The 15,499-nt window shown below is 66.6% G+C and carries 20 protein-coding genes and 2 pseudogenes; 16 read left to right on the plus strand and 6 right to left on the minus strand.

Features of this window, described 5'->3' with window-relative positions; translation table 11 throughout:
• Positions 1–31 precede the first annotated feature (31 nt).
• Together AC5IG3_RS10945 and AC5IG3_RS10950 are read left to right on the plus strand one after the other, a co-directional pair.
• A complete protein-coding gene (locus AC5IG3_RS10945; protein ID WP_491906336.1) occupies positions 32–187 on the plus strand; it encodes a hypothetical protein in 156 nt (51 codons plus the stop codon).
• A 98-nt stretch (positions 188–285) separates the two neighbouring features.
• Positions 286–408 (plus strand): annotated as a pseudogene (locus AC5IG3_RS10950) (exodeoxyribonuclease III); the annotation flags it as partial.
• Here the strand turns inward: AC5IG3_RS10950 and AC5IG3_RS10955 are convergent.
• The gene (locus tag AC5IG3_RS10955; protein ID WP_491906337.1) at positions 362–874 is read right to left on the minus strand and encodes a phage integrase N-terminal SAM-like domain-containing protein; all 513 of its coding nucleotides are present in this window, start codon (positions 872–874) and stop codon (positions 362–364) included. The pseudogene AC5IG3_RS10950 and the gene AC5IG3_RS10955 overlap by 47 nt on opposite strands.
• Positions 875–1,126: 252 nt before the next feature.
• On the opposite strand from AC5IG3_RS10955, the gene AC5IG3_RS10960 reads away from it, so the two are divergent.
• The 3 genes and pseudogenes from AC5IG3_RS10960 to AC5IG3_RS10970 all read left to right on the plus strand — a co-directional run.
• Positions 1,127–1,702 carry a hypothetical protein gene (locus AC5IG3_RS10960; protein ID WP_491906338.1) on the plus strand — a complete coding sequence of 192 codons (576 nt, stop codon included), beginning with the start codon at positions 1,127–1,129 and terminating at the stop codon, positions 1,700–1,702.
• A gap of 214 nt (positions 1,703–1,916) precedes the next feature.
• Complete coding sequence (locus tag AC5IG3_RS10965) at positions 1,917–2,429, plus strand: hypothetical protein (RefSeq protein ID WP_491906339.1); 513 nt, start codon at positions 1,917–1,919, stop codon at positions 2,427–2,429.
• A gap of 153 nt (positions 2,430–2,582) precedes the next feature.
• A pseudogene (locus tag AC5IG3_RS10970) lies at positions 2,583–2,699 on the plus strand (exodeoxyribonuclease III); the annotation flags it as partial.
• 26 nt (positions 2,700–2,725) lie between these two features.
• Here the strand turns inward: AC5IG3_RS10970 and AC5IG3_RS10975 are convergent.
• Positions 2,726–3,913, minus strand: coding sequence for a DUF8462 domain-containing protein (locus AC5IG3_RS10975; protein ID WP_491906340.1), 1,188 nt, complete (start codon positions 3,911–3,913; stop codon positions 2,726–2,728).
• Positions 3,914–4,006: 93 nt separating this feature from the next.
• On the opposite strand from AC5IG3_RS10975, the gene AC5IG3_RS10980 reads away from it, so the two are divergent.
• The gene (locus tag AC5IG3_RS10980) at positions 4,007–4,156 is read left to right on the plus strand and encodes a hypothetical protein (protein ID WP_491906797.1); all 150 of its coding nucleotides are present in this window, start codon (positions 4,007–4,009) and stop codon (positions 4,154–4,156) included.
• Here AC5IG3_RS10980 and AC5IG3_RS10985 read toward each other — a convergent pair.
• Positions 4,101–4,604, minus strand: a complete 504-nt coding sequence (locus AC5IG3_RS10985) for a Cd(II)/Pb(II)-responsive transcriptional regulator (protein ID WP_491906341.1) — start codon at positions 4,602–4,604, stop codon at positions 4,101–4,103. The two genes, AC5IG3_RS10980 and AC5IG3_RS10985, sit on opposite strands and share 56 nt — an antisense overlap.
• A gap of 90 nt (positions 4,605–4,694) precedes the next feature.
• Between AC5IG3_RS10985 and AC5IG3_RS10990 the strand changes: the two genes are divergently transcribed.
• The 5 genes from AC5IG3_RS10990 (at position 4,695) to AC5IG3_RS11010 (ending at position 8,794) form a co-directional block, all read left to right on the plus strand.
• Positions 4,695–5,336, plus strand: coding sequence for a cation efflux transmembrane domain-containing protein (locus tag AC5IG3_RS10990; RefSeq protein WP_491906342.1), 642 nt, complete (start codon positions 4,695–4,697; stop codon positions 5,334–5,336).
• Entirely contained in the window at positions 5,299–5,763 is a 465-nt protein-coding gene (locus tag AC5IG3_RS10995; protein WP_491906343.1) for a disulfide bond formation protein B, read from the plus strand. The genes AC5IG3_RS10990 and AC5IG3_RS10995 overlap by 38 nt, the downstream gene beginning before the upstream one ends.
• Complete coding sequence (locus AC5IG3_RS11000; RefSeq protein ID WP_491906344.1) at positions 5,760–6,410, plus strand: DsbA family protein; 651 nt, start codon at positions 5,760–5,762, stop codon at positions 6,408–6,410. The genes AC5IG3_RS10995 and AC5IG3_RS11000 overlap by 4 nt, the downstream gene beginning before the upstream one ends.
• 82 nt (positions 6,411–6,492) lie before the next feature.
• On the plus strand, positions 6,493–8,193 hold the full coding sequence (locus tag AC5IG3_RS11005; RefSeq protein ID WP_491906345.1) for an alpha-glucosidase: 1,701 nt from the start codon (positions 6,493–6,495) through the stop codon (positions 8,191–8,193).
• Positions 8,194–8,206: 13 nt separating this feature from the next.
• On the plus strand, positions 8,207–8,794 hold the full coding sequence (locus AC5IG3_RS11010) for a lysophospholipid acyltransferase family protein (RefSeq protein WP_491906346.1): 588 nt from the start codon (positions 8,207–8,209) through the stop codon (positions 8,792–8,794).
• A gap of 12 nt (positions 8,795–8,806) precedes the next feature.
• Here AC5IG3_RS11010 and AC5IG3_RS11015 read toward each other — a convergent pair whose 3' ends face one another.
• Together AC5IG3_RS11015 and AC5IG3_RS11020 are read right to left on the minus strand one after the other, a co-directional pair.
• Complete coding sequence (locus AC5IG3_RS11015) at positions 8,807–9,784, minus strand: Bug family tripartite tricarboxylate transporter substrate binding protein (protein ID WP_491906347.1); 978 nt, start codon at positions 9,782–9,784, stop codon at positions 8,807–8,809.
• Positions 9,785–9,817: 33 nt separating this feature from the next.
• Positions 9,818–10,723, minus strand: a complete 906-nt coding sequence (locus tag AC5IG3_RS11020) for a helix-turn-helix transcriptional regulator (protein WP_491906348.1) — start codon at positions 10,721–10,723, stop codon at positions 9,818–9,820.
• Between the two features lie 113 nt (positions 10,724–10,836).
• Here AC5IG3_RS11020 and AC5IG3_RS11025 point away from each other — a divergent pair, with 113 nt between their 5' ends.
• The 5 genes from AC5IG3_RS11025 to AC5IG3_RS11045 all read left to right on the plus strand — a co-directional run bounded on the left by AC5IG3_RS11025 (position 10,837) and on the right by AC5IG3_RS11045 (position 14,522).
• Positions 10,837–11,310: a DUF3237 domain-containing protein gene (locus AC5IG3_RS11025; RefSeq protein ID WP_491906349.1), complete on the plus strand. Its 474-nt coding sequence runs from the start codon at positions 10,837–10,839 to the stop codon at positions 11,308–11,310.
• A 12-nt stretch (positions 11,311–11,322) separates the two neighbouring features.
• Positions 11,323–12,360 carry a histone deacetylase family protein gene (locus tag AC5IG3_RS11030; RefSeq protein WP_491906350.1) on the plus strand — a complete coding sequence of 346 codons (1,038 nt, stop codon included), beginning with the start codon at positions 11,323–11,325 and terminating at the stop codon, positions 12,358–12,360.
• A 111-nt stretch (positions 12,361–12,471) separates the two neighbouring features.
• Positions 12,472–13,119 (plus strand): hypothetical protein, encoded by a 648-nt coding sequence (locus tag AC5IG3_RS11035; protein WP_491906351.1) that lies wholly within the window; start codon positions 12,472–12,474, stop codon positions 13,117–13,119.
• Positions 13,120–13,168: 49 nt separating this feature from the next.
• The gene (locus tag AC5IG3_RS11040) at positions 13,169–13,804 is read left to right on the plus strand and encodes an MBL fold metallo-hydrolase (protein ID WP_491906352.1); all 636 of its coding nucleotides are present in this window, start codon (positions 13,169–13,171) and stop codon (positions 13,802–13,804) included.
• 28 nt (positions 13,805–13,832) lie between these two features.
• The gene (locus AC5IG3_RS11045; protein ID WP_491906353.1) at positions 13,833–14,522 is read left to right on the plus strand and encodes a glutathione S-transferase family protein; all 690 of its coding nucleotides are present in this window, start codon (positions 13,833–13,835) and stop codon (positions 14,520–14,522) included.
• A 24-nt stretch (positions 14,523–14,546) separates the two neighbouring features.
• On the opposite strand, the gene AC5IG3_RS11050 is transcribed toward AC5IG3_RS11045, so the two are convergent.
• Positions 14,547–15,470, minus strand: a complete 924-nt coding sequence (locus tag AC5IG3_RS11050; protein ID WP_491906354.1) for a M48 family metallopeptidase — start codon at positions 15,468–15,470, stop codon at positions 14,547–14,549.
• Positions 15,471–15,499: the final 29 nt, after the last annotated feature.

Consider the following 15,499-nt stretch of genomic DNA (forward strand, 5'->3'; position numbering starts at 1 on the left):
ATTCGCGCTTCGCCTCAAGCCCGCAAAACCCATGAACGACCTCATCACGTTGGCCGCCTGCCACGACCTTATGCAGAACCGCTACGACGTCGACCTGGTGCGGCGCGGGGAGGGCTGGGTGATCCAACGGGTGGCGATCGACAACGTCTGGCGCTCGGGGGATCCAGGCGTGCCCGCCGGAATCTGATGTCGAACCAGCCGGGATCGACGGTCGGCGCCAGCATCAACCGGGATACCGTCAACTTCGGCGCCGGCGCGCGACGGCGGAATCTGTAGGTTTTCTGTCGGATCGACGACCACTTGGCCACGCCCGGCCTGGCCGCGCTGGCCCGGTCAGCGTCAATCTACAAGGGCGAGTGGTTCAGCGACCATGCGCCGTTGACGGTGGATTACGAGCTCCGGATTTGAGCGGGCTGCGGGTTGAGTGTCCGGAATCGGCTAGGAACTGACGGTCACGCAGGTCCGCTGTGAGAGCCTTCACCGGGCGGGCAGTATCACCACGCGATCCTTGCCACCCTTCCTCGCGCACCATCAGCGCGCGGTGGGTAAAGTCGACGTCCTTGACCCGAAGTTGCCGGTCCAGCACCTTGTCGTAGAGAAAGATCAGTGCGGACAGGGCCTGCCGATGGGTCGACGCGGACAAGCCCTTCTGCGCGGCCAGGTGCATCAGGAAACCCTCCACTTCCGCCTTGCCCATCTCGGCCGGGTGCCGCAGCCCATGAAAACGGATGAAGGCCCGCGCCCAGTACACATAAGCTTCTTCGGTGCGCAAGCTGTAGTGCAACAGCCTGATGCGCTCTCGAAGCTGGTCCAGCAGCCGACCGGACTTCAAGGGCGGCAGGGCCACCGCCGAAGCCACAGGTCGCAAGTCCATGCGTCCGGGCGCCTGAGCTTGTCGCGTAAACGCCATGGTTACCTCCCTTGGCAAGGCGGCGCGCTGTCGACAAAATCGTAAATAAGCGCCGCGTTTGACGGCAAATTTAGTACTGTATGAACATACATACAGTCAACAGGGAGGAAAGTCAGATGCGACAAGCACATAGGCCACGTCAGGCGCACCCGATTAGGGCGACAGTTGCCGTGTTAGGCGACTGTCGTCTATAACACGTCGGGCATCGGAGGAAAAATGACCGAAGCGATTTCGCTCAAATGGTTCAGCATGCGGATCGATCCGGGAGATACGCCCGCGGTCATCACAGATAGGCTGCAGCGCAAGGGAATAGACCTGAAACTGCTTCCGCAGAGTGTCTATGTACTCCGATTGGGTGGGAAGTTTTCGATCGACTACAAGGATCAGCAGCACACGCCGGTTGTCTACATTGGGGAAGGCAGATTCCGCGGGCGCATGAATTCGCATCGGAAATGGTTAAAGAGGTTGCATGCTCTGATTGCAGAAACGCCGCTTCAAGTTAAATTCTGCTTCCCGCGTGACCCTGATGAAAAAGCGCTGCACCGGGAACTGGAAGCTTTTCTGCTTGCAAAATTCAAAAAGAAATATGGTGCCTTGCCACTACAGAATAAGCAGCACGAGCGTGTGAACACCGCTGTAAAATTTCAAGATAAAACACTTGGCCAAGTATTAGGGCCAGGTTCCGGTAAACAGTTCGTGTGGGCCCTCCGTCCGCTTAAGGCACCGGGAACTGGAAGCTTTTCTGCTTGCAAAATTCAAAAAGAAATATGGTGCCTTGCCACTACAGAATAAGCAGCACGAGCGTGTGAACACCGCTGTAAAATTTCAAGATAAAACACTTGGCCAAGTATTAGGGCCAGGTTCCGGTAAACAGTTCGTGTGGGCCCTCCGTCCGCTTAAGGCCAACGACTTTGCAAAAATCGAGTAGCCGATGCCCAACCCATCATTCCACCGGACCACCTTCGGCGGCCGGTGAATTCAAACGTTAGGCGTCAGAATCCGAACCATGCCGTACTATCACGTTATTGCAGCGACAACCGCAGATCCAAGCAGAAAGGTTTGCATCGCCACGGACTTGAGCGAGCGTGAACTCAAGAAGCTTGTTGTTCGGCCGTATCGACGCGGACAAGCCATTGTCGTCGCAGGCAACATCTACCCACCGTCAGAACTTCGTGAGATTCGCATTGTCAGGACCTCAACCGATGCCGAACTAACACTCGACTCCGCCTCTTATGAAGCAAACCAAGAGTTTGCTAGGATGGAAACGAAAGCTCCGTCCAATGTCTTTATCATACCATTTGCAGGCTATGGAACAGAGGATCTGCCTGAACTTGGCGAAGTGGTCACAACGGATTTTATTAAGTCTGCCCCTGGGACAGGCGGCATACTGTCAAGACTCGGAGTTATATCTGAGCATCCATTGCTGGCTGTCGTGTTCACCGCAATAGTTGGGGTGGCTTTCGCCACATTCGACAGTGAATTGAAGACCTTCATGAAATCCTTGTTCAAGTCGCAGTGAGCCGACTGACGCCTAACCCCTCGCTCAAGCGGCACGCCGTCGTCTCCCGCTTAGCTCGAACGTTGAGCGGCAGCTCCCAGGCGCTGAATTCGCGCTCTGTTTGGACCGCTCCGGGTCGATAGGCGCCAACCAGATCAAGGTCATTCGTGCAATGACTGCCACCTCGCCACGCCCGGCATGGCCGCGCTGGCCCGGTCAGCGTCGATCTACAAGGGCGAGTGGTTCAGCGACCATGCGCCGTTGACGGTGGATGACGGCTTCAGTTTGTAGGCGCGTGACGATCTGCCCTCGGCGCCTTATCGCCAGTTCTCGCCCTGCATGATTCTTCTCATGAACTCATCGAACATGGGCACGGTGAATGCCGTGTCTCCGTGGTTGGGGCTCCAAACCATGCCCTTTTCTATGAGCGAACTCCGCGTGGGCGCCAGCGACGAGACTTTCGCGTCGTAGCAGGTTGCAATGTCGCCAGACCGGTGGGGGCCAGGTCCGAGTTCTGCCATGGCCCGCAGATACTTCTTTTCCTTTGGGGTCAGCCGATCAAAGCGAACGCGAAAAAAGCTCTCATCGAGCGCTGCAATCGCGGTGCATGACGCGGACTCGACATCGGCCAATGTGATCGGCGAAGATGCCGCCGCTCGCCATGTATGACTCCCCCATTGCTGCAGGAAGTACGCGTAGCCCTGTGTCACGCGCAGGATTTGCGCCAAGGCGTCAGGAGTGATCTGGACCGCTTCATCTTCGAGCGGCTTTTTTATGGCCCGGCTTGCAGCGGGAGGTGGCAGGGGGCCGATTTCCGGGAAGTCAAACAAGCGCTCGGCATAGGACTTGGCATTGCCCATGCGCCCGCGCAGCTGGGGCAGGCCCGCGCCGACAAGAACCACAGGCAAGCGCCGCTGCTCCGTTCTGTGCATGGCCGTGATCAGTGCGGCAAGTTGTGCCTCTTCGACGTACTGCAATTCGTCGATGAAGATGGCCAGGGCCGTGCCGGCGTACTTTGCCGCCAGCCCCACCTGTTCGATAAGCGCTTGGAGGTCATGTTCCAGGTCGCCGTTGTCCGCCAGTCCTGGCTCCGCGTCGTAGTCAAGGCCGACTTCAATATCGCCGTAGGTCACTTTGAGCTTGCTGGCGAAACCTGCAAGCGCACGCAAGCCGCGAATCGCATAGTCCTTCGCCGCAGCCACCTGGCTCAGTCGCAAGAGCGCCTGACGCAGCTGTGGCGCCAACAGAGCAGGCAGGGAGCGACCTTCCGGGGCTTCGATTCGAACCGTGTGGATGCCCGCCGCTTCTGCATCCTCTCGAATGCGATCAAGAAGCACCGTCTTGCCGACGCCGCGCAAACCCACGAGCATCGCGCTCTTGGCCGGACGGCCGATCCTGGCCCGTTCAAGCGCGATATGAAGCGACGTGCGCAACTCGTCACGGCCGGCAAGTTCAGGAGGCGGTGTGCCTGCTCCTGGCGCAAATGGGTTGCGAATTGGGTCCATGCACAGGAGTTTATAGCTTTGTTTTAAAGATTTCTGTTTTTACATAACTTCTAAAACATCACTATAAAGCGACGGGTGCGAGACCCTGCCACCGTGCATCCACTGCATGAAGATACGGCCGCTGCGGGCGTGCGCGGCCTCGGTCACCTGACCGAGACTCGCCTGCTGCCGGCCAAGACGCAGCGCTTCATCGAGTTCCTGCAGGAGCGGCTGGGCCAGCCGCGCGAGGTGGGGCGGGCATGAGGGCGTGACTCCCGGCAACTCCCTCTGTCGGGTGGCAGGCGCAGGCTTCGCCGTGCGCGGCGGCCACCAGTTCATGGAGGATGCCGCAGGCGCCATGGGTGGGCTGGCCCTGGCAACGCGAGCGCAGTTCCACCAATTGTTGCTCCAGCGCGCGCATGCTGTCGAGGCGGGCACGCACCCGGCTCAGCTGGGCGTCGACCAGTCCGTCGACATCGCCGCAATGGCGAACCGGATCGTCCACGAAGTTCAGCAGGCGCGTGATGTCCGGCAAGGGCATGTCGAGTGCGCGGCAATGGCGGATGAACGACAGCCGCTCCAGGTGCGCGGGACCGTAGTCGCGGTAGCCGTTGCTCGACCGGGCGGGCGCTTGCAGCAGGCCCTGCTTCTCGTAGAACCGGATGGTTTCCACCTCGACGCCGGTGGCGTGGCTCAGGGCCTTGATGCGCATGGCGGGCTTGTCCTTTCCCGGTCTGGGGGTAGAGCTTGACACTGTAGTGACTTCAGGGTTTCCAATGCAAGCTCTCTTCAGGAGTTCTCCATGTCTGCCCACTGTTGCGAACACGATCTCCCCAAGCCGGCGGCCCTCACCAACCTGCGGCGCTACCGGCGCGTGCTCTGGATCGCGCTCTGGGTGAATGCCGCCATGTTCGCGGTCGAATTGTTCGCCGGTTACCGCGCCGGCTCGCTGGCGCTGCTGGCCGATGCGATCGACTTTGCGGGCGACGCCATGAACTACGGCGTGTCGCTGGCCGTGCTGTCGGCAGCCCTGACGTGGCGCGCCCGGGCCGCGCGCGTCAAGGCCGCCAGCATGATGGGCTTCGGCCTGTTCGTGCTGGCGCACGCGCTCTGGAGTGCGTTCAACGGCGCGCTCCCGGACGCCGCGACCATGGGGGCCACCGGCACGCTGGCCCTGCTGGCCAACGTGGGGGTGGCGTGGATGCTCTACGCCTATCGTGAGGGGGACGCCAACATGCGCAGCGTCTGGCTCTGCACGCGCAACGACGCCCTCGGCAACCTGGCGGTGATGGGCGCCGCCCTGGGCGTCTTCGGCACGGGCTCGGCCTGGCCTGATTTGGCCGTGGCAGCGTTCATGGCCAGCCTGGCCTTGCATGGCGGCTGGGCCGTGTGGCGGCAAGCCGGCCGTGAGCTGGCGCTGGGGGACACTCATGGCCATGACTGATTCAAAACCAACCGACGCTGCAGCAAGGCCGCTGTTCCTGGCCTGGTGCGTGGCACTGGCGGCCACGCTGGGGGCGCTGTTCCTGGGCGAGGTGATGGGCATGACGCCTTGCGTGCTGTGCTGGTATCAGCGCATCGCCATGTTTCCGCTGGCCGTCATTCTGTTTGTCGGGCTGATGCCTTTCGACCCCCGCTGCGCCCGCTATGCCTGGCCACTGGTGGGGGCCGGCGCCCTGATGGCGGCGTATCACTGCTTGCTGTACTGGGGTGTGATTCCCGAGGATCTGGCGCCGTGCCGCCAGGGCGTTTCCTGCAAGGATGCGCAGTTGCAGCTGGCGGGCTTCGTACCCATTCCCTTGTTGTCCCTGCTGGCCTTCGGGCTGATCGGGGCGCTGTTGTCGATGACCCGAAGAAAGGTGACTTCATGAATTTCAAGCGCATGGCCCTTGCGACGCTGCTGGTGGCCGCTGGCGCCTTTGCGGTGGGTGCTTACTACTACCAAGGCCAGAGCCGCGAACAGGCGACCCAGGCGGTCCAGGACAACCGGCAGGCCCTGATCCGTCCGCATTCGCCGGTCCTGGGCAACGCTGAGGCCAAGGTCACGATCGTCGAATTCTTCGATCCGGCCTGCGAAAGCTGCCGCGCGTTCTATCCGATCGTCAAAAGCATCGTCCGCTCCAACTTCGGGGAGGTGCGGCTGGTGCTGCGCTACGCGCCCCTGCACCAGGGCTCGGACATTGCCATCCAGATTCTGGAGGCCGCCCGCCAGCAAGACCTGTTCTGGCCGGTGCTCGACAAGGTGATCGAGACCCAGCCGATCTGGGCCGACCACGGGCGGCCCGACCCGGCCCGCATCTGGGATCTGGTGCAGGGCACCGGCCTGGACATCGCGCGCGCCAAGGTGGCGGTGCAGGACCCCGCCATCCAGCAGATCCTGCAACAGGACATGGCCGACATGGCGGCCCTGAAGATCGCCGGCACACCGACCTTCTTCGTCAACGGCAGGCCGCTGCCGCGCTTTGGCGCCGAAGAGCTGCAAGCGCAGGTCCAGGCCGAGTTGAAGCGCGCCCGCTGATCCGCGCCCCGGGCCGGGTCGGCCGGCCAGTCTCGATAGACTCTGTCCCGTTCCTTCCCCACAGACTGCGACAAGAGGCTCTATGGCAAGCTTGGCATGGTGGCAATCGGCCACTTTCTATCAGATCTATCCGCGCAGTTTTGCCGATGGCAACGGCGATGGCATCGGTGACTTCAAGGGCATGACGGCCGGGCTGGATCACCTGCGGGACCTGGGCATCGACGCGGTCTGGCTCTCGCCGCACTTTCCGTCGCCCTATGTGGACTGTGGCTACGACATCGCCGACTACACCGGCGTGGCGCCCGAGTACGGCACGCTGGACGAGTTCAAGACCTTTCTGGCCGAGGCGCACGCCCGCCAGATCCGTGTCGTGCTCGATCTGGTGCTCAACCACTCGTCCGACCAGCATCCGTGGTTCACCGAATCGCGCGCCAGCGTCGACAACCCCAGGCGCGACTGGTACATCTGGCGCGATGGCGTGGAGGGCGGCCCGCCCAACAACTGGCTGTCGATCTTCGGCGGCTCGGCCTGGACGCTCGATCCCGCCACCGGCCAGTATTACTACCACGCCTTCCTCAAGGACCAGCCCGACCTCAACTGGCGCAACCCCGCACTGAAGGCCGCCATGTGGGACGCGGTGCGCTTCTGGCTCGACCTGGGCGTGGACGGCTTCCGGCTCGATGCCATCGGCACCTGCTTCGAGGACCCCGAGTTGCGCAACCACACCGTCGAGCTGCTGCCCGGCGAAGGCAACGCGCCGTTCACCGACCACCAGCGCTTCCAGCAGGTGCTGATGTACCAGTCGCAGCAGCCCGGCGTGCACGAGCTGATGAAGGAGCTGCGCGCCCTGATCGACACCTACCCCGGCGACCGCGTGCTGATCGGCGAGGACGAGGACGTGGCGTACCACGGCAACGGCCGCGACGAGCTGCACATGGTCTTCAACTTCGGCCTGATGCGCGCCAAGCGCCTGTCGCCCGCGCACATCCGCGCCAACCAGGCCGAGCGCCTGGCCGTGCTGGCCGACAACTGGCCCTGCAACACGCTGGGCCACCACGACGGCCGCCGGCTCTGGTCGCGCTATGGCGACGGCGTGCATGACGCCGAACTCGCCCGCCTGCACCTGGCGCTGCTGGCCACGATGCGTGGCACGCCCTTCATCTACAACGGCGACGAGATCGGCCAGACCGACCTGGTGCTCGACCGCCTGGAGCAGTTCCGCGACACCGCCGCCACCGCGGCCTACCGCCGCATGACAACCGTGGGCGGCGTGGCACCGGACGAGGCGCTGGACAAGATCCGCACCGAAAGCCGCGACCGCTGCCGCGCGCCCGTGCAGTGGCGCAACGCGCCCAACGGCGGTTTCTGCCCGGCAGGTGTCGAGCCCTGGCTGCCGGTCAACGCCGACTACGCCAGCGGCGTGAACGTCGAGGATCAGGCGGCCGATCCGGCCTCGCTGCTGAACTTCTGCCGCCGCGTGCTGGCGCTGCGCCGCGCCACGCCGGCCCTGGTGGCGGGCGACTACACCGCGCTGGGTGCGGCCCACGATGCGGCCCATGACGACGTGCTGGCCTTCCTGCGCCACGACGCCGCCAGCGGCCAGACGGTGCTGGTGGCGCTGAACTTCTCGGCCCAGGCGCAGACCAGCACCACCGGGCTGGGCGGCCGGGCGGCCCGCGTGCTGTTCTCGACCGATGCGGCCCGGCCGGCGTCCTTGGCCTCTGCGGCGATCGGGGTATTGAGCCTGGCGCCGCACGAGGTGCTGGTCGCCGAGTTGAGCTGAGGCTGCGCCGCGCATGCATCGCACCCTCTTCAACACGCCGGGCGTTAGCCCGCTGCTGCGGGCCGGCTCGCTGGCCTTTCTGCGCCTGAACGGCTGGAAGGTCGAAGGCGCGTTGCCCGCCAGCGCGCGCAAGGCGGTGCTGATCGCCGCGCCGCACACCAGCAACTGGGACCTGCCCTACACGCTGATGGTCGGCTTCGCGCTCAACCTGAACCTGTACTGGATGGGCAAGGCCAGCCTGTTCGGCCCGCCCTTCGGCGCGGTGATGCGCTGGCTGGGCGGCATTGCGGTGCACCGCGAGCGCAGCAACAACTTGGTCGCCGCCTCGGCCCAGGCGCTGCGCGAGGCCGAGGGCGCGCTGCAACTGGTCGTGCCGCCCGAAGGCACGCGCGGCAAGACGCGGCACTGGAAGACCGGCTTCTACTTCATCGCGCTGCAGGCGCAGGTGCCCATCGTGCTGGCCTACATGGACTACGAGCGCAAGGTCGCCGGCCTCGGCCCCGAGTTCACGCCCACCGGCGACGTCGACCGCGACATGGCCGAGATCAAGCGCTTCTACGCCGGCGTGAAGGGCCGCAACGCGGACCAGTTCGACGTGTAGCGCAGCAACCGCTCAATCGCCCTTGAAGCCGGTGGCCTTGACGACGGCGGCCCAGCGGCCGGCTTCGGTCTTGAGCATGCGTTCGGTCTCGGCGCGCGTGGTGCCCAGCACGCTGAAACCCGCTTCCTGGAGCTTGGTGCGGATCTCGGGCGACTGCACCGCCGCGACGATCTGCCGGTTGAGCAGGTCGAGCGTCGCCGCTGGCGTGCCCGCCGGTGCGAACACCGCAAACCAGGCCGAGAAGTCGATGGCCGGCAGGCCGGCCTCGGCGAAGGTCGGCACGTCGGGCAGCAGCGGCGTGCGCTGCGGCGCGGTGGTGGCCAGCGCACGCATCTTGCCGCCCTTGATCTGCGCGGCACCCAGCGCGGTGGAGACGAAGGCGGCGGCCACATCGCCGGCGACGATCGCCGTGATGGCGTCGCCGGTGGCGCGGTAGTGGATCGGCTCGACCTTGAAGCCGGCGGCGTCGGCCAGCAGTTCGGCCCCGAAGTGGCCCGGCGTGCCGGCGCCGAAGGTGGCGAAGTTGGTCCGGTCGCTGCGCGCCTTGCTGGCTTTGACGAGGTCGGCCACCGACCGGTGCGGCGATTGGGCGGGCACGACGAGCAGGAAGTCCGCGCGCACCACCTCGCTGAGGCCCACCAGTTCGCGCGCCGGGTCGTAGGGCAGCTTGCTGAAGGCGGGTGGCGCGATGGCGATGGAGCCGACCTCGCCGAGCAGCAGGTTGTAGCCGTCGGGCGCACTCTTGGCCACCGTCTGGGTGGCGATCTGGCCGCCCGCGCCGGGCTTGTTGTCCACCACCACCTGCTGGCGCAGCAACTCGCCGAGCTTTTGCCCCAGCAGCCGGGCGACGACATCCGGCCCGGTGCCGGGCGGAAAACCCACCGCCAGCCGCAGCGGCTTGTCGGGGAAGGTCTGGGCGTGTGCGGACAGCGGCAACAGCAGCAGCGCGCTGGCGGCGGCCAGGACGTGACGGCGTGAAGAAGGGTTCATCGTGGCAATCTCCTCTGAGGATGGTGCCCAGTGTCAGGCGGCGGCCTGCGCGGCGCTGTCATCCCGAAAGGTGACTGCCGCAGGCGCGGCCTCGCCACGGTGGCCGGGGGGCTTGAAGGCGGTGCCGAAGCGGGCGAACAGTTCGCTGCGGAAATGCAGCCCGAGCCGGCCGAAGGCGCGGGCGCGGTAGGTCTTGACCGTGGCCACGGTCAGGCCGAGATCGGCGGCCACGCCGTCGTGGCTCCAGCCGCGCAGCAGGCGCTCGCAGACGTCGAGTTCGCGCGGGGTCAGCGCCGGGCAGGCAGCCTGCAACGCGGTGCGGGACGATGTGTCGGGCGTGGGGGGCTGCCACTGCGCTTGTGCTTGCGGCTGTGACTCCACCAGCGCCAGGTGCCGGCGTACGGTCGCGAGCACCAGCGGCGCCAGGCGCACGAAGCGTTCGCGCTCGCGGCCCGAGAACTCGCCCTGGTGCGCGTGGTGGTAGAGGTTGACGGCCAGCAGCGAGCCGTCGTCGTCGGCCGACACCACCGAGAGCCGCTCGACCAGGCCGTGCCGCCGGTAGATGCGCTCGCGGTGTTCGGCGGTCGGCGCATCGGCCGCGCGCATCTGCAGCACGGTTGCATCGCCCCGGCGGGCGTCGCGCGGCACGAGGTCGAAGCTGCGGTCCAGCCGGTACAGGCCGTCGCGGTAGGCGGCAAAACAGTGGCGTGTGGTGTCTTCCACGCCCTGGCTGGCCGACAGGTGCAGCCGGGGCGCGCGGTCGCGCCAGACCCGGTAGACCGACCAAGACGCGGCCTGCAGCGGCTCGTTCAGGGCGGCCAGCGCGTCGGCCGAAAAGCGCGGGCTGCCGATGGCCGCGATCAGCGCGGTGAGTGCGGCCTCGTCACGCCGGGCCTCGGGGTCGCGCAGCGGCGGGGGAATCAGGGCGGCGACTGTCATCTTTTGGGGCCACAAGCTGGCGTGAGGTTCAAACCCGGGAAAAGCGATGATCGCGGCTGCGGCTGCGCTGTCCATAGGGGATCGCCTGACGCCGCCCGACCAGGAGCCTGCCGATGACCACCGCGTTTCCGCCACCACCGCTGCTCGTGCCGATGGCGCAGATCGAGTGCGAGGTCGCCAGCATCATCAGCCTGGGCCTCATGCCGGCGGGCGAGCGCCGCTATGTGCCGCTGCGCGGGGGCCGGGTGCAGGGCCCGGAGCTCAGCGGCCAGATCATCGAAGGCGGGGTCGACTGGCAGATCGTGCGCCCGGACGGCGTGATCGAGATTGCCGCGCACTACGTCATCCGCGCCGACGACGGCGCGCTGATCGAGATCCGCAGCGAAGGCCTGCGCCACGGCCCGCCCGAGGTGCTGGCGCAACTCGCCCGCGGCGAGCCCGTGGCGCGCGACGCGATGTACTTCCGCACGCTGGTGCGCTTCAGCACCGCAGCGGCGGCGTGGCAGCCGCTGAACCAGGCGCTGGCGCTGGCCTGCGGCGCCCGCGAGGCGCATCGGGTCAAGCTCGATCTGTACCGGATCACCTGACAATCGCCCGCCATGCTGATCTTCCACAACCCCGACCACCCCTTGCACGCCGGCCGCCAGGAAATGTTCCGTGGCCGACTGGTGCCTTGCCATGAGACGCCCGGCCGGCTCGACCATGTGCTGGCCGAACTGCAGCGCCGCCCGCTGGGCGAGCTGCGGGTGCCGGGTGCGGCGGACATGGGCCTGATCGGGCGCATTCATGCGCCGCGCTACCTCGATTTCCTGGCCCACGCCTGGCGCGACTGGATCGCGCTCGATCCGGCCAACGCCGAGGTCGACATCCTGCCCTCGGTCTGGCCCGGCCACGGGCTGCGGCGCGATGTGGCGCCGGTCAACTTCTCGGCCCGTGTCGGGCTGCATGCGTTCGATGCCGGCACGCCGCTGGGCGCGGGCACCTGGCAGGCCGCCGTCACCGGCGCGGCCTGCGCCATCGATGCCGCGCGGGCCGTGGCGGGCGGGGCGGGCGTCGCGATGGCGCTGACGCGTCCGCCCGGCCATCACGCCGGGGCCGACTTCTACGGGGGCTACTGCTTCCTGAACAACTCGGCGCTGGCCGCCCAGGCGCTGCGCGAGGCCGGCGCCGACCGCGTGGCGGTGCTGGACGTGGACTACCACCACGGCAACGGCACGCAGAGCATCTTCTACGAGCGCGATGACGTGCTGACCGTGTCGATCCACGGCGATCCGGCGACCGAATATCCGTTCTACCTCGGCTACGCCGATGAACTTGGCCTCGGCCGGGGTGCAGGCTGCAACCTCAACCTGCCGCTGCCGGCGGGCACCGGTTTTGCCGACTGGCAGCAGGCGCTGGAGGTGGCGCTGGCGGCAGTGCGGCGCCACGGCGCGCAGGCGCTGGTCGTGCCGCTGGGCGTGGACACGTTCGAGGGCGATCCGATCTCGCGCTTCACGCTGCGCGCCGATGATTTCAAGCGCATGGGCCGCCTGCTCGCGTCGGCCGGCCTGCCCACCGTGCTGGTGCTGGAGGGCGGCTACGCCGTGGCGCAAATGGGCGTGAACGTGGTCAATGTGCTGGAGGGTTTCCTGGCGTAGGGCGCGATGACGCACCAAGACGGACCTGTTTGCCGGCGCTGTTCGGCCGATGGCCCTGCGCCGGCTTGAGTAGCCTTGGCGGCTTGTTGTCACTTCCATCCAGGACCCCTGATGAACCCTTCGCGTCGCAACCGTTTGCTCTCCGTCACCCTTGCGCTCGGCCTGACCGCTGCGGCGACCGCCAGCCAGGCGGGCGAGCTCTACCTGCCGGCCGGCCTGCCCGGCGTCGGTCTGGGCTATGCCCACCCGATCAATGCCTCGTTCGGCGTGCGCGGTGACTTCGTCACGCTCGGCAGCCACGAGAAGACGCAGACCGAGTCGGACATCCTCTACAACGGCAAGCTGAAGGCCAGCCGCCTCGGGCTGTACGGCGACTGGTTTCCCTTCAGCGGCAGCTTCCGCCTGACAGGGGGCATCACCTCCAACAACTACAAGCTGGAGTTGGACGCGTCCGGTGCCGGCGGCACCATCGACATCGGTGGCACGACCTACAACTCGGCCAACGACGGCTTGAACGTGCAGATCAAGTTCCCCAAGACCACGCCCTATCTGGGCATCGGCTGGGGCCACCAGGCGGACACCGGCTTCCGGTTCTCGTCGGACATCGGCGCCAGCATCGGCCGCGCCACCGTCACGGCCGTGGGCCGCGGCAACGTCACGCAGGCCGATGTGGACCGCGAATCGGCCGATCTGCGCGACGGCGTCGGCAAGGTCCGCTTCCTGCCGCAACTGAGCATCGGCATCGGCTACAGCTTCTGATCGGCCCTCGGGCGGCGTGGCCCGCCCGAAATCTGGCTAGCATGGCCGGATGTTGAAATATCACACCGTGCCGGTAACGGCCTTCCAGCAGAACTGCTCGATCGTCTGGTGCGACCAGACCCTGAAAGCCGCCGTGATCGACCCCGGCGGCGACCTGGACCGCATCCGCGCCGAAGTCGCCAAGCGCGGCCTCACGTTGGAGCAGATCTGGCTCACCCACGCGCATATCGACCACGCCGGCGGTACCGGCACGCTGGCGCGTGAAGAGGGCCTGCCCATCATCGGCCCGCACCCGGGCGACCAGTACTGGATCGACGGCCTGCCCCAGCAGAGCCAGATGTTCGGCTTTCCGCCCGCCGAGATGTTCACGCCGACGCGCTGGCTGGCCGACGGCGACACGGTGCAGATCGGCCACAGCACGCTGGCCGTGCGCCACTGCCCCGGCCACACGCCCGGCCACGTGGTGTTCTACAGCGCCGAGGCGCAGCGCGCCTTCGTGGGCGACGTGCTGTTTGCCGGCAGCATCGGCCGCACCGACTTCCCCGGCGGCGACCACGACACGCTGATCCGCAGCATCACCGAGCGCCTCTGGCCGATGGGCAATGACACCGTGTTCATCCCCGGCCACGGCCCGGAAAGCAGCTTCGGGCGCGAGCGCCGCGGCAATCCCTACGTGCACGATTGACGCACGATTGAAACCACTGAGGCCCGCCATGCAGCTCTACATCGGTAACAAGAACTACTCGTCCTGGTCGATGCGGCCGTGGGTGCTGCTGCGGCAGTTCGGCATTCCGTTCGACGAGGTGATGGTGCGCTTCGACAGCTTCGACGCCGGCTCGGGCTTCAAGACCGCGCTGGCTAGCGTGTCGCCCACTGGCAAGGTGCCAGTGCTGGTCGACGATGGCTTCATCGTCTGGGACACGCTGGCGATGGCTGAGTACCTGGCCGAGCGTTTCCCGCAGCACGCGCTGTGGCCGCGCGACCGGCTGCAGCGCGCCCGGGCGCGCTCGCTGTGCGCCGAGATGCACGCGGGCTTCAGCGCGCTGCGCGGCGCGTGTCCGCAGAACATCGAGGCGTCGCTGCCCGAGGTCGGCGCCCGCGTGTTGGCCGAGCAACCGGCGGTGCGCGCCGACCTGGCCCGGCTGGTGGCGCTGTGGACCGAGGCGCTGCAAGCCAGTCGTGGCGAGGGCGGGCCGTTCCTGTTCGGCGAGTTCGGCATCGTCGATGCCTATTTCGCGCCGGTGGTGGGCCGGCTGCGCACCTACGCGCTGCCGGTGCCGGCGCAGGTCCAGGCTTACATGGACCACGTCTGGGCCACGCCGGGCGTAGCGGCCTGGGTGGCGCAGGCGCTGGCCGAGCAGGACTTCCTGGCGTTTGAGGAACCCTACCGCACGCAGCGCTGAGGCGGCATCGCCCAAGCCGGTCTGTCAGGCCGGCTTGGGCGGGTTGAAGCGCTGCGTCGGCTTGGCGGCGCGGGCGTACAGGCCTTCGACCTTGGGCAGGCTGGCCTCGATTTCCTGGATGCGCGTGCCGCTGGACGGGTGGGTCGACAGGAACTGCGGCGGCGCGCCCTTGCTGGCTTCCTGCATCTTCTGCCACAGCGTCACGCCAGCGGCCGGGTTGTAGCCGGCGCGGGCGGCGAGTTCCATGCCGACCAGATCGGCCTCGGATTCATCGTCACGGCTGAACTTGAGCGTCAAGAGCTGCCCGCCCATGTCGGCCACCGAGCGGCCCAGATCCCCCAGGCCCAGCAGCGCCGCGCCCAGGCCGATGGCGCCTTGCGTGGCCATCTGCTTGCCCATGCGCTCGCGGGCGTGTTCGCGCAGCGCGTGCGCCATCTCGTGGCCCATGATCATGGCGACTTCGTCGTCGCTCAACTGCAGCTGCTGCAGGATGCCGGTGTAGAAGGCGATCTTGCCGCCCGGCATGCAGAAGGCGTTGACCTGCTTGCTGCCGATCAGGCTGACCTCCCACTTCCAGTCGCGCGCGCGCTTGTTCCACTCGTAGGTGTAGGGAATCAGGCGCTCGGAAATGGCGCGCAGGCGGATGGACTGCGGGTGGTTGGCCGGTGCCAGCGCATTCTTGCTGCTGGCTTCCTGCTGCAGTTGCATGTATTGCTGGGTGGCCGCGTTCTCGATCTGCTCGGCCGGCACCAGCTTGGTGAGCTGGGAGTTGCGCCCGGGCTGGATGTCGACGCCCTCGCGCGCCCAGCTCGGCACGCTGGCCGCCGCGCCGCCCGCCAGCAGCAGGCCCGTGAACAGGCGCCGGCCGTGCAGGGCGCAGCCGCAACCGCTGCGATGCAGGTCGATGCGGGTGGTGATCTCGGCGTCGGTGACAAAAGGCTGGTTCATGCGGCGGGTGTGGGCGGAGGTCTGCAAAC

It is taken from the genome of Leptothrix sp. (in: b-proteobacteria) (assembly GCF_965250675.1).
Lineage (GTDB): Bacteria > Pseudomonadota > Gammaproteobacteria > Burkholderiales > Burkholderiaceae_C > Sphaerotilus.

Bases quoted from the DNA above. Each gene is read 5' to 3' on its own strand.
- AC5IG3_RS10945 (WP_491906336.1), top strand. From the start codon at position 32: ATGAACGACCTCATCACGTTGGCCGCCTGCCACGACCTTATGCAGAAC.
- AC5IG3_RS10955 (WP_491906337.1), bottom strand. From the start codon at position 874: ATGGACTTGCGACCTGTGGCTTCGGCGGTGGCCCTGCCGCCCTTGAAG.
- AC5IG3_RS10960 (WP_491906338.1), top strand. From the start codon at position 1,127: ATGACCGAAGCGATTTCGCTCAAATGGTTCAGCATGCGGATCGATCCG.
- AC5IG3_RS10965 (WP_491906339.1), top strand. From the start codon at position 1,917: ATGCCGTACTATCACGTTATTGCAGCGACAACCGCAGATCCAAGCAGA.
- AC5IG3_RS10975 (WP_491906340.1), bottom strand. From the start codon at position 3,913: ATGGACCCAATTCGCAACCCATTTGCGCCAGGAGCAGGCACACCGCCT.
- AC5IG3_RS10985 (WP_491906341.1), bottom strand. From the start codon at position 4,604: ATGCGCATCAAGGCCCTGAGCCACGCCACCGGCGTCGAGGTGGAAACC.
- AC5IG3_RS10990 (WP_491906342.1), top strand. From the start codon at position 4,695: ATGTCTGCCCACTGTTGCGAACACGATCTCCCCAAGCCGGCGGCCCTC.
- AC5IG3_RS11000 (WP_491906344.1), top strand. From the start codon at position 5,760: ATGAATTTCAAGCGCATGGCCCTTGCGACGCTGCTGGTGGCCGCTGGC.
- AC5IG3_RS11005 (WP_491906345.1), top strand. From the start codon at position 6,493: ATGGCAAGCTTGGCATGGTGGCAATCGGCCACTTTCTATCAGATCTAT.
- AC5IG3_RS11010 (WP_491906346.1), top strand. From the start codon at position 8,207: ATGCATCGCACCCTCTTCAACACGCCGGGCGTTAGCCCGCTGCTGCGG.
- AC5IG3_RS11015 (WP_491906347.1), bottom strand. From the start codon at position 9,784: ATGAACCCTTCTTCACGCCGTCACGTCCTGGCCGCCGCCAGCGCGCTG.
- AC5IG3_RS11020 (WP_491906348.1), bottom strand. From the start codon at position 10,723: ATGACAGTCGCCGCCCTGATTCCCCCGCCGCTGCGCGACCCCGAGGCC.
- AC5IG3_RS11025 (WP_491906349.1), top strand. From the start codon at position 10,837: ATGACCACCGCGTTTCCGCCACCACCGCTGCTCGTGCCGATGGCGCAG.
- AC5IG3_RS11030 (WP_491906350.1), top strand. From the start codon at position 11,323: ATGCTGATCTTCCACAACCCCGACCACCCCTTGCACGCCGGCCGCCAG.
- AC5IG3_RS11035 (WP_491906351.1), top strand. From the start codon at position 12,472: ATGAACCCTTCGCGTCGCAACCGTTTGCTCTCCGTCACCCTTGCGCTC.
- AC5IG3_RS11040 (WP_491906352.1), top strand. From the start codon at position 13,169: ATGTTGAAATATCACACCGTGCCGGTAACGGCCTTCCAGCAGAACTGC.
- AC5IG3_RS11045 (WP_491906353.1), top strand. From the start codon at position 13,833: ATGCAGCTCTACATCGGTAACAAGAACTACTCGTCCTGGTCGATGCGG.
- AC5IG3_RS11050 (WP_491906354.1), bottom strand. From the start codon at position 15,470: ATGAACCAGCCTTTTGTCACCGACGCCGAGATCACCACCCGCATCGAC.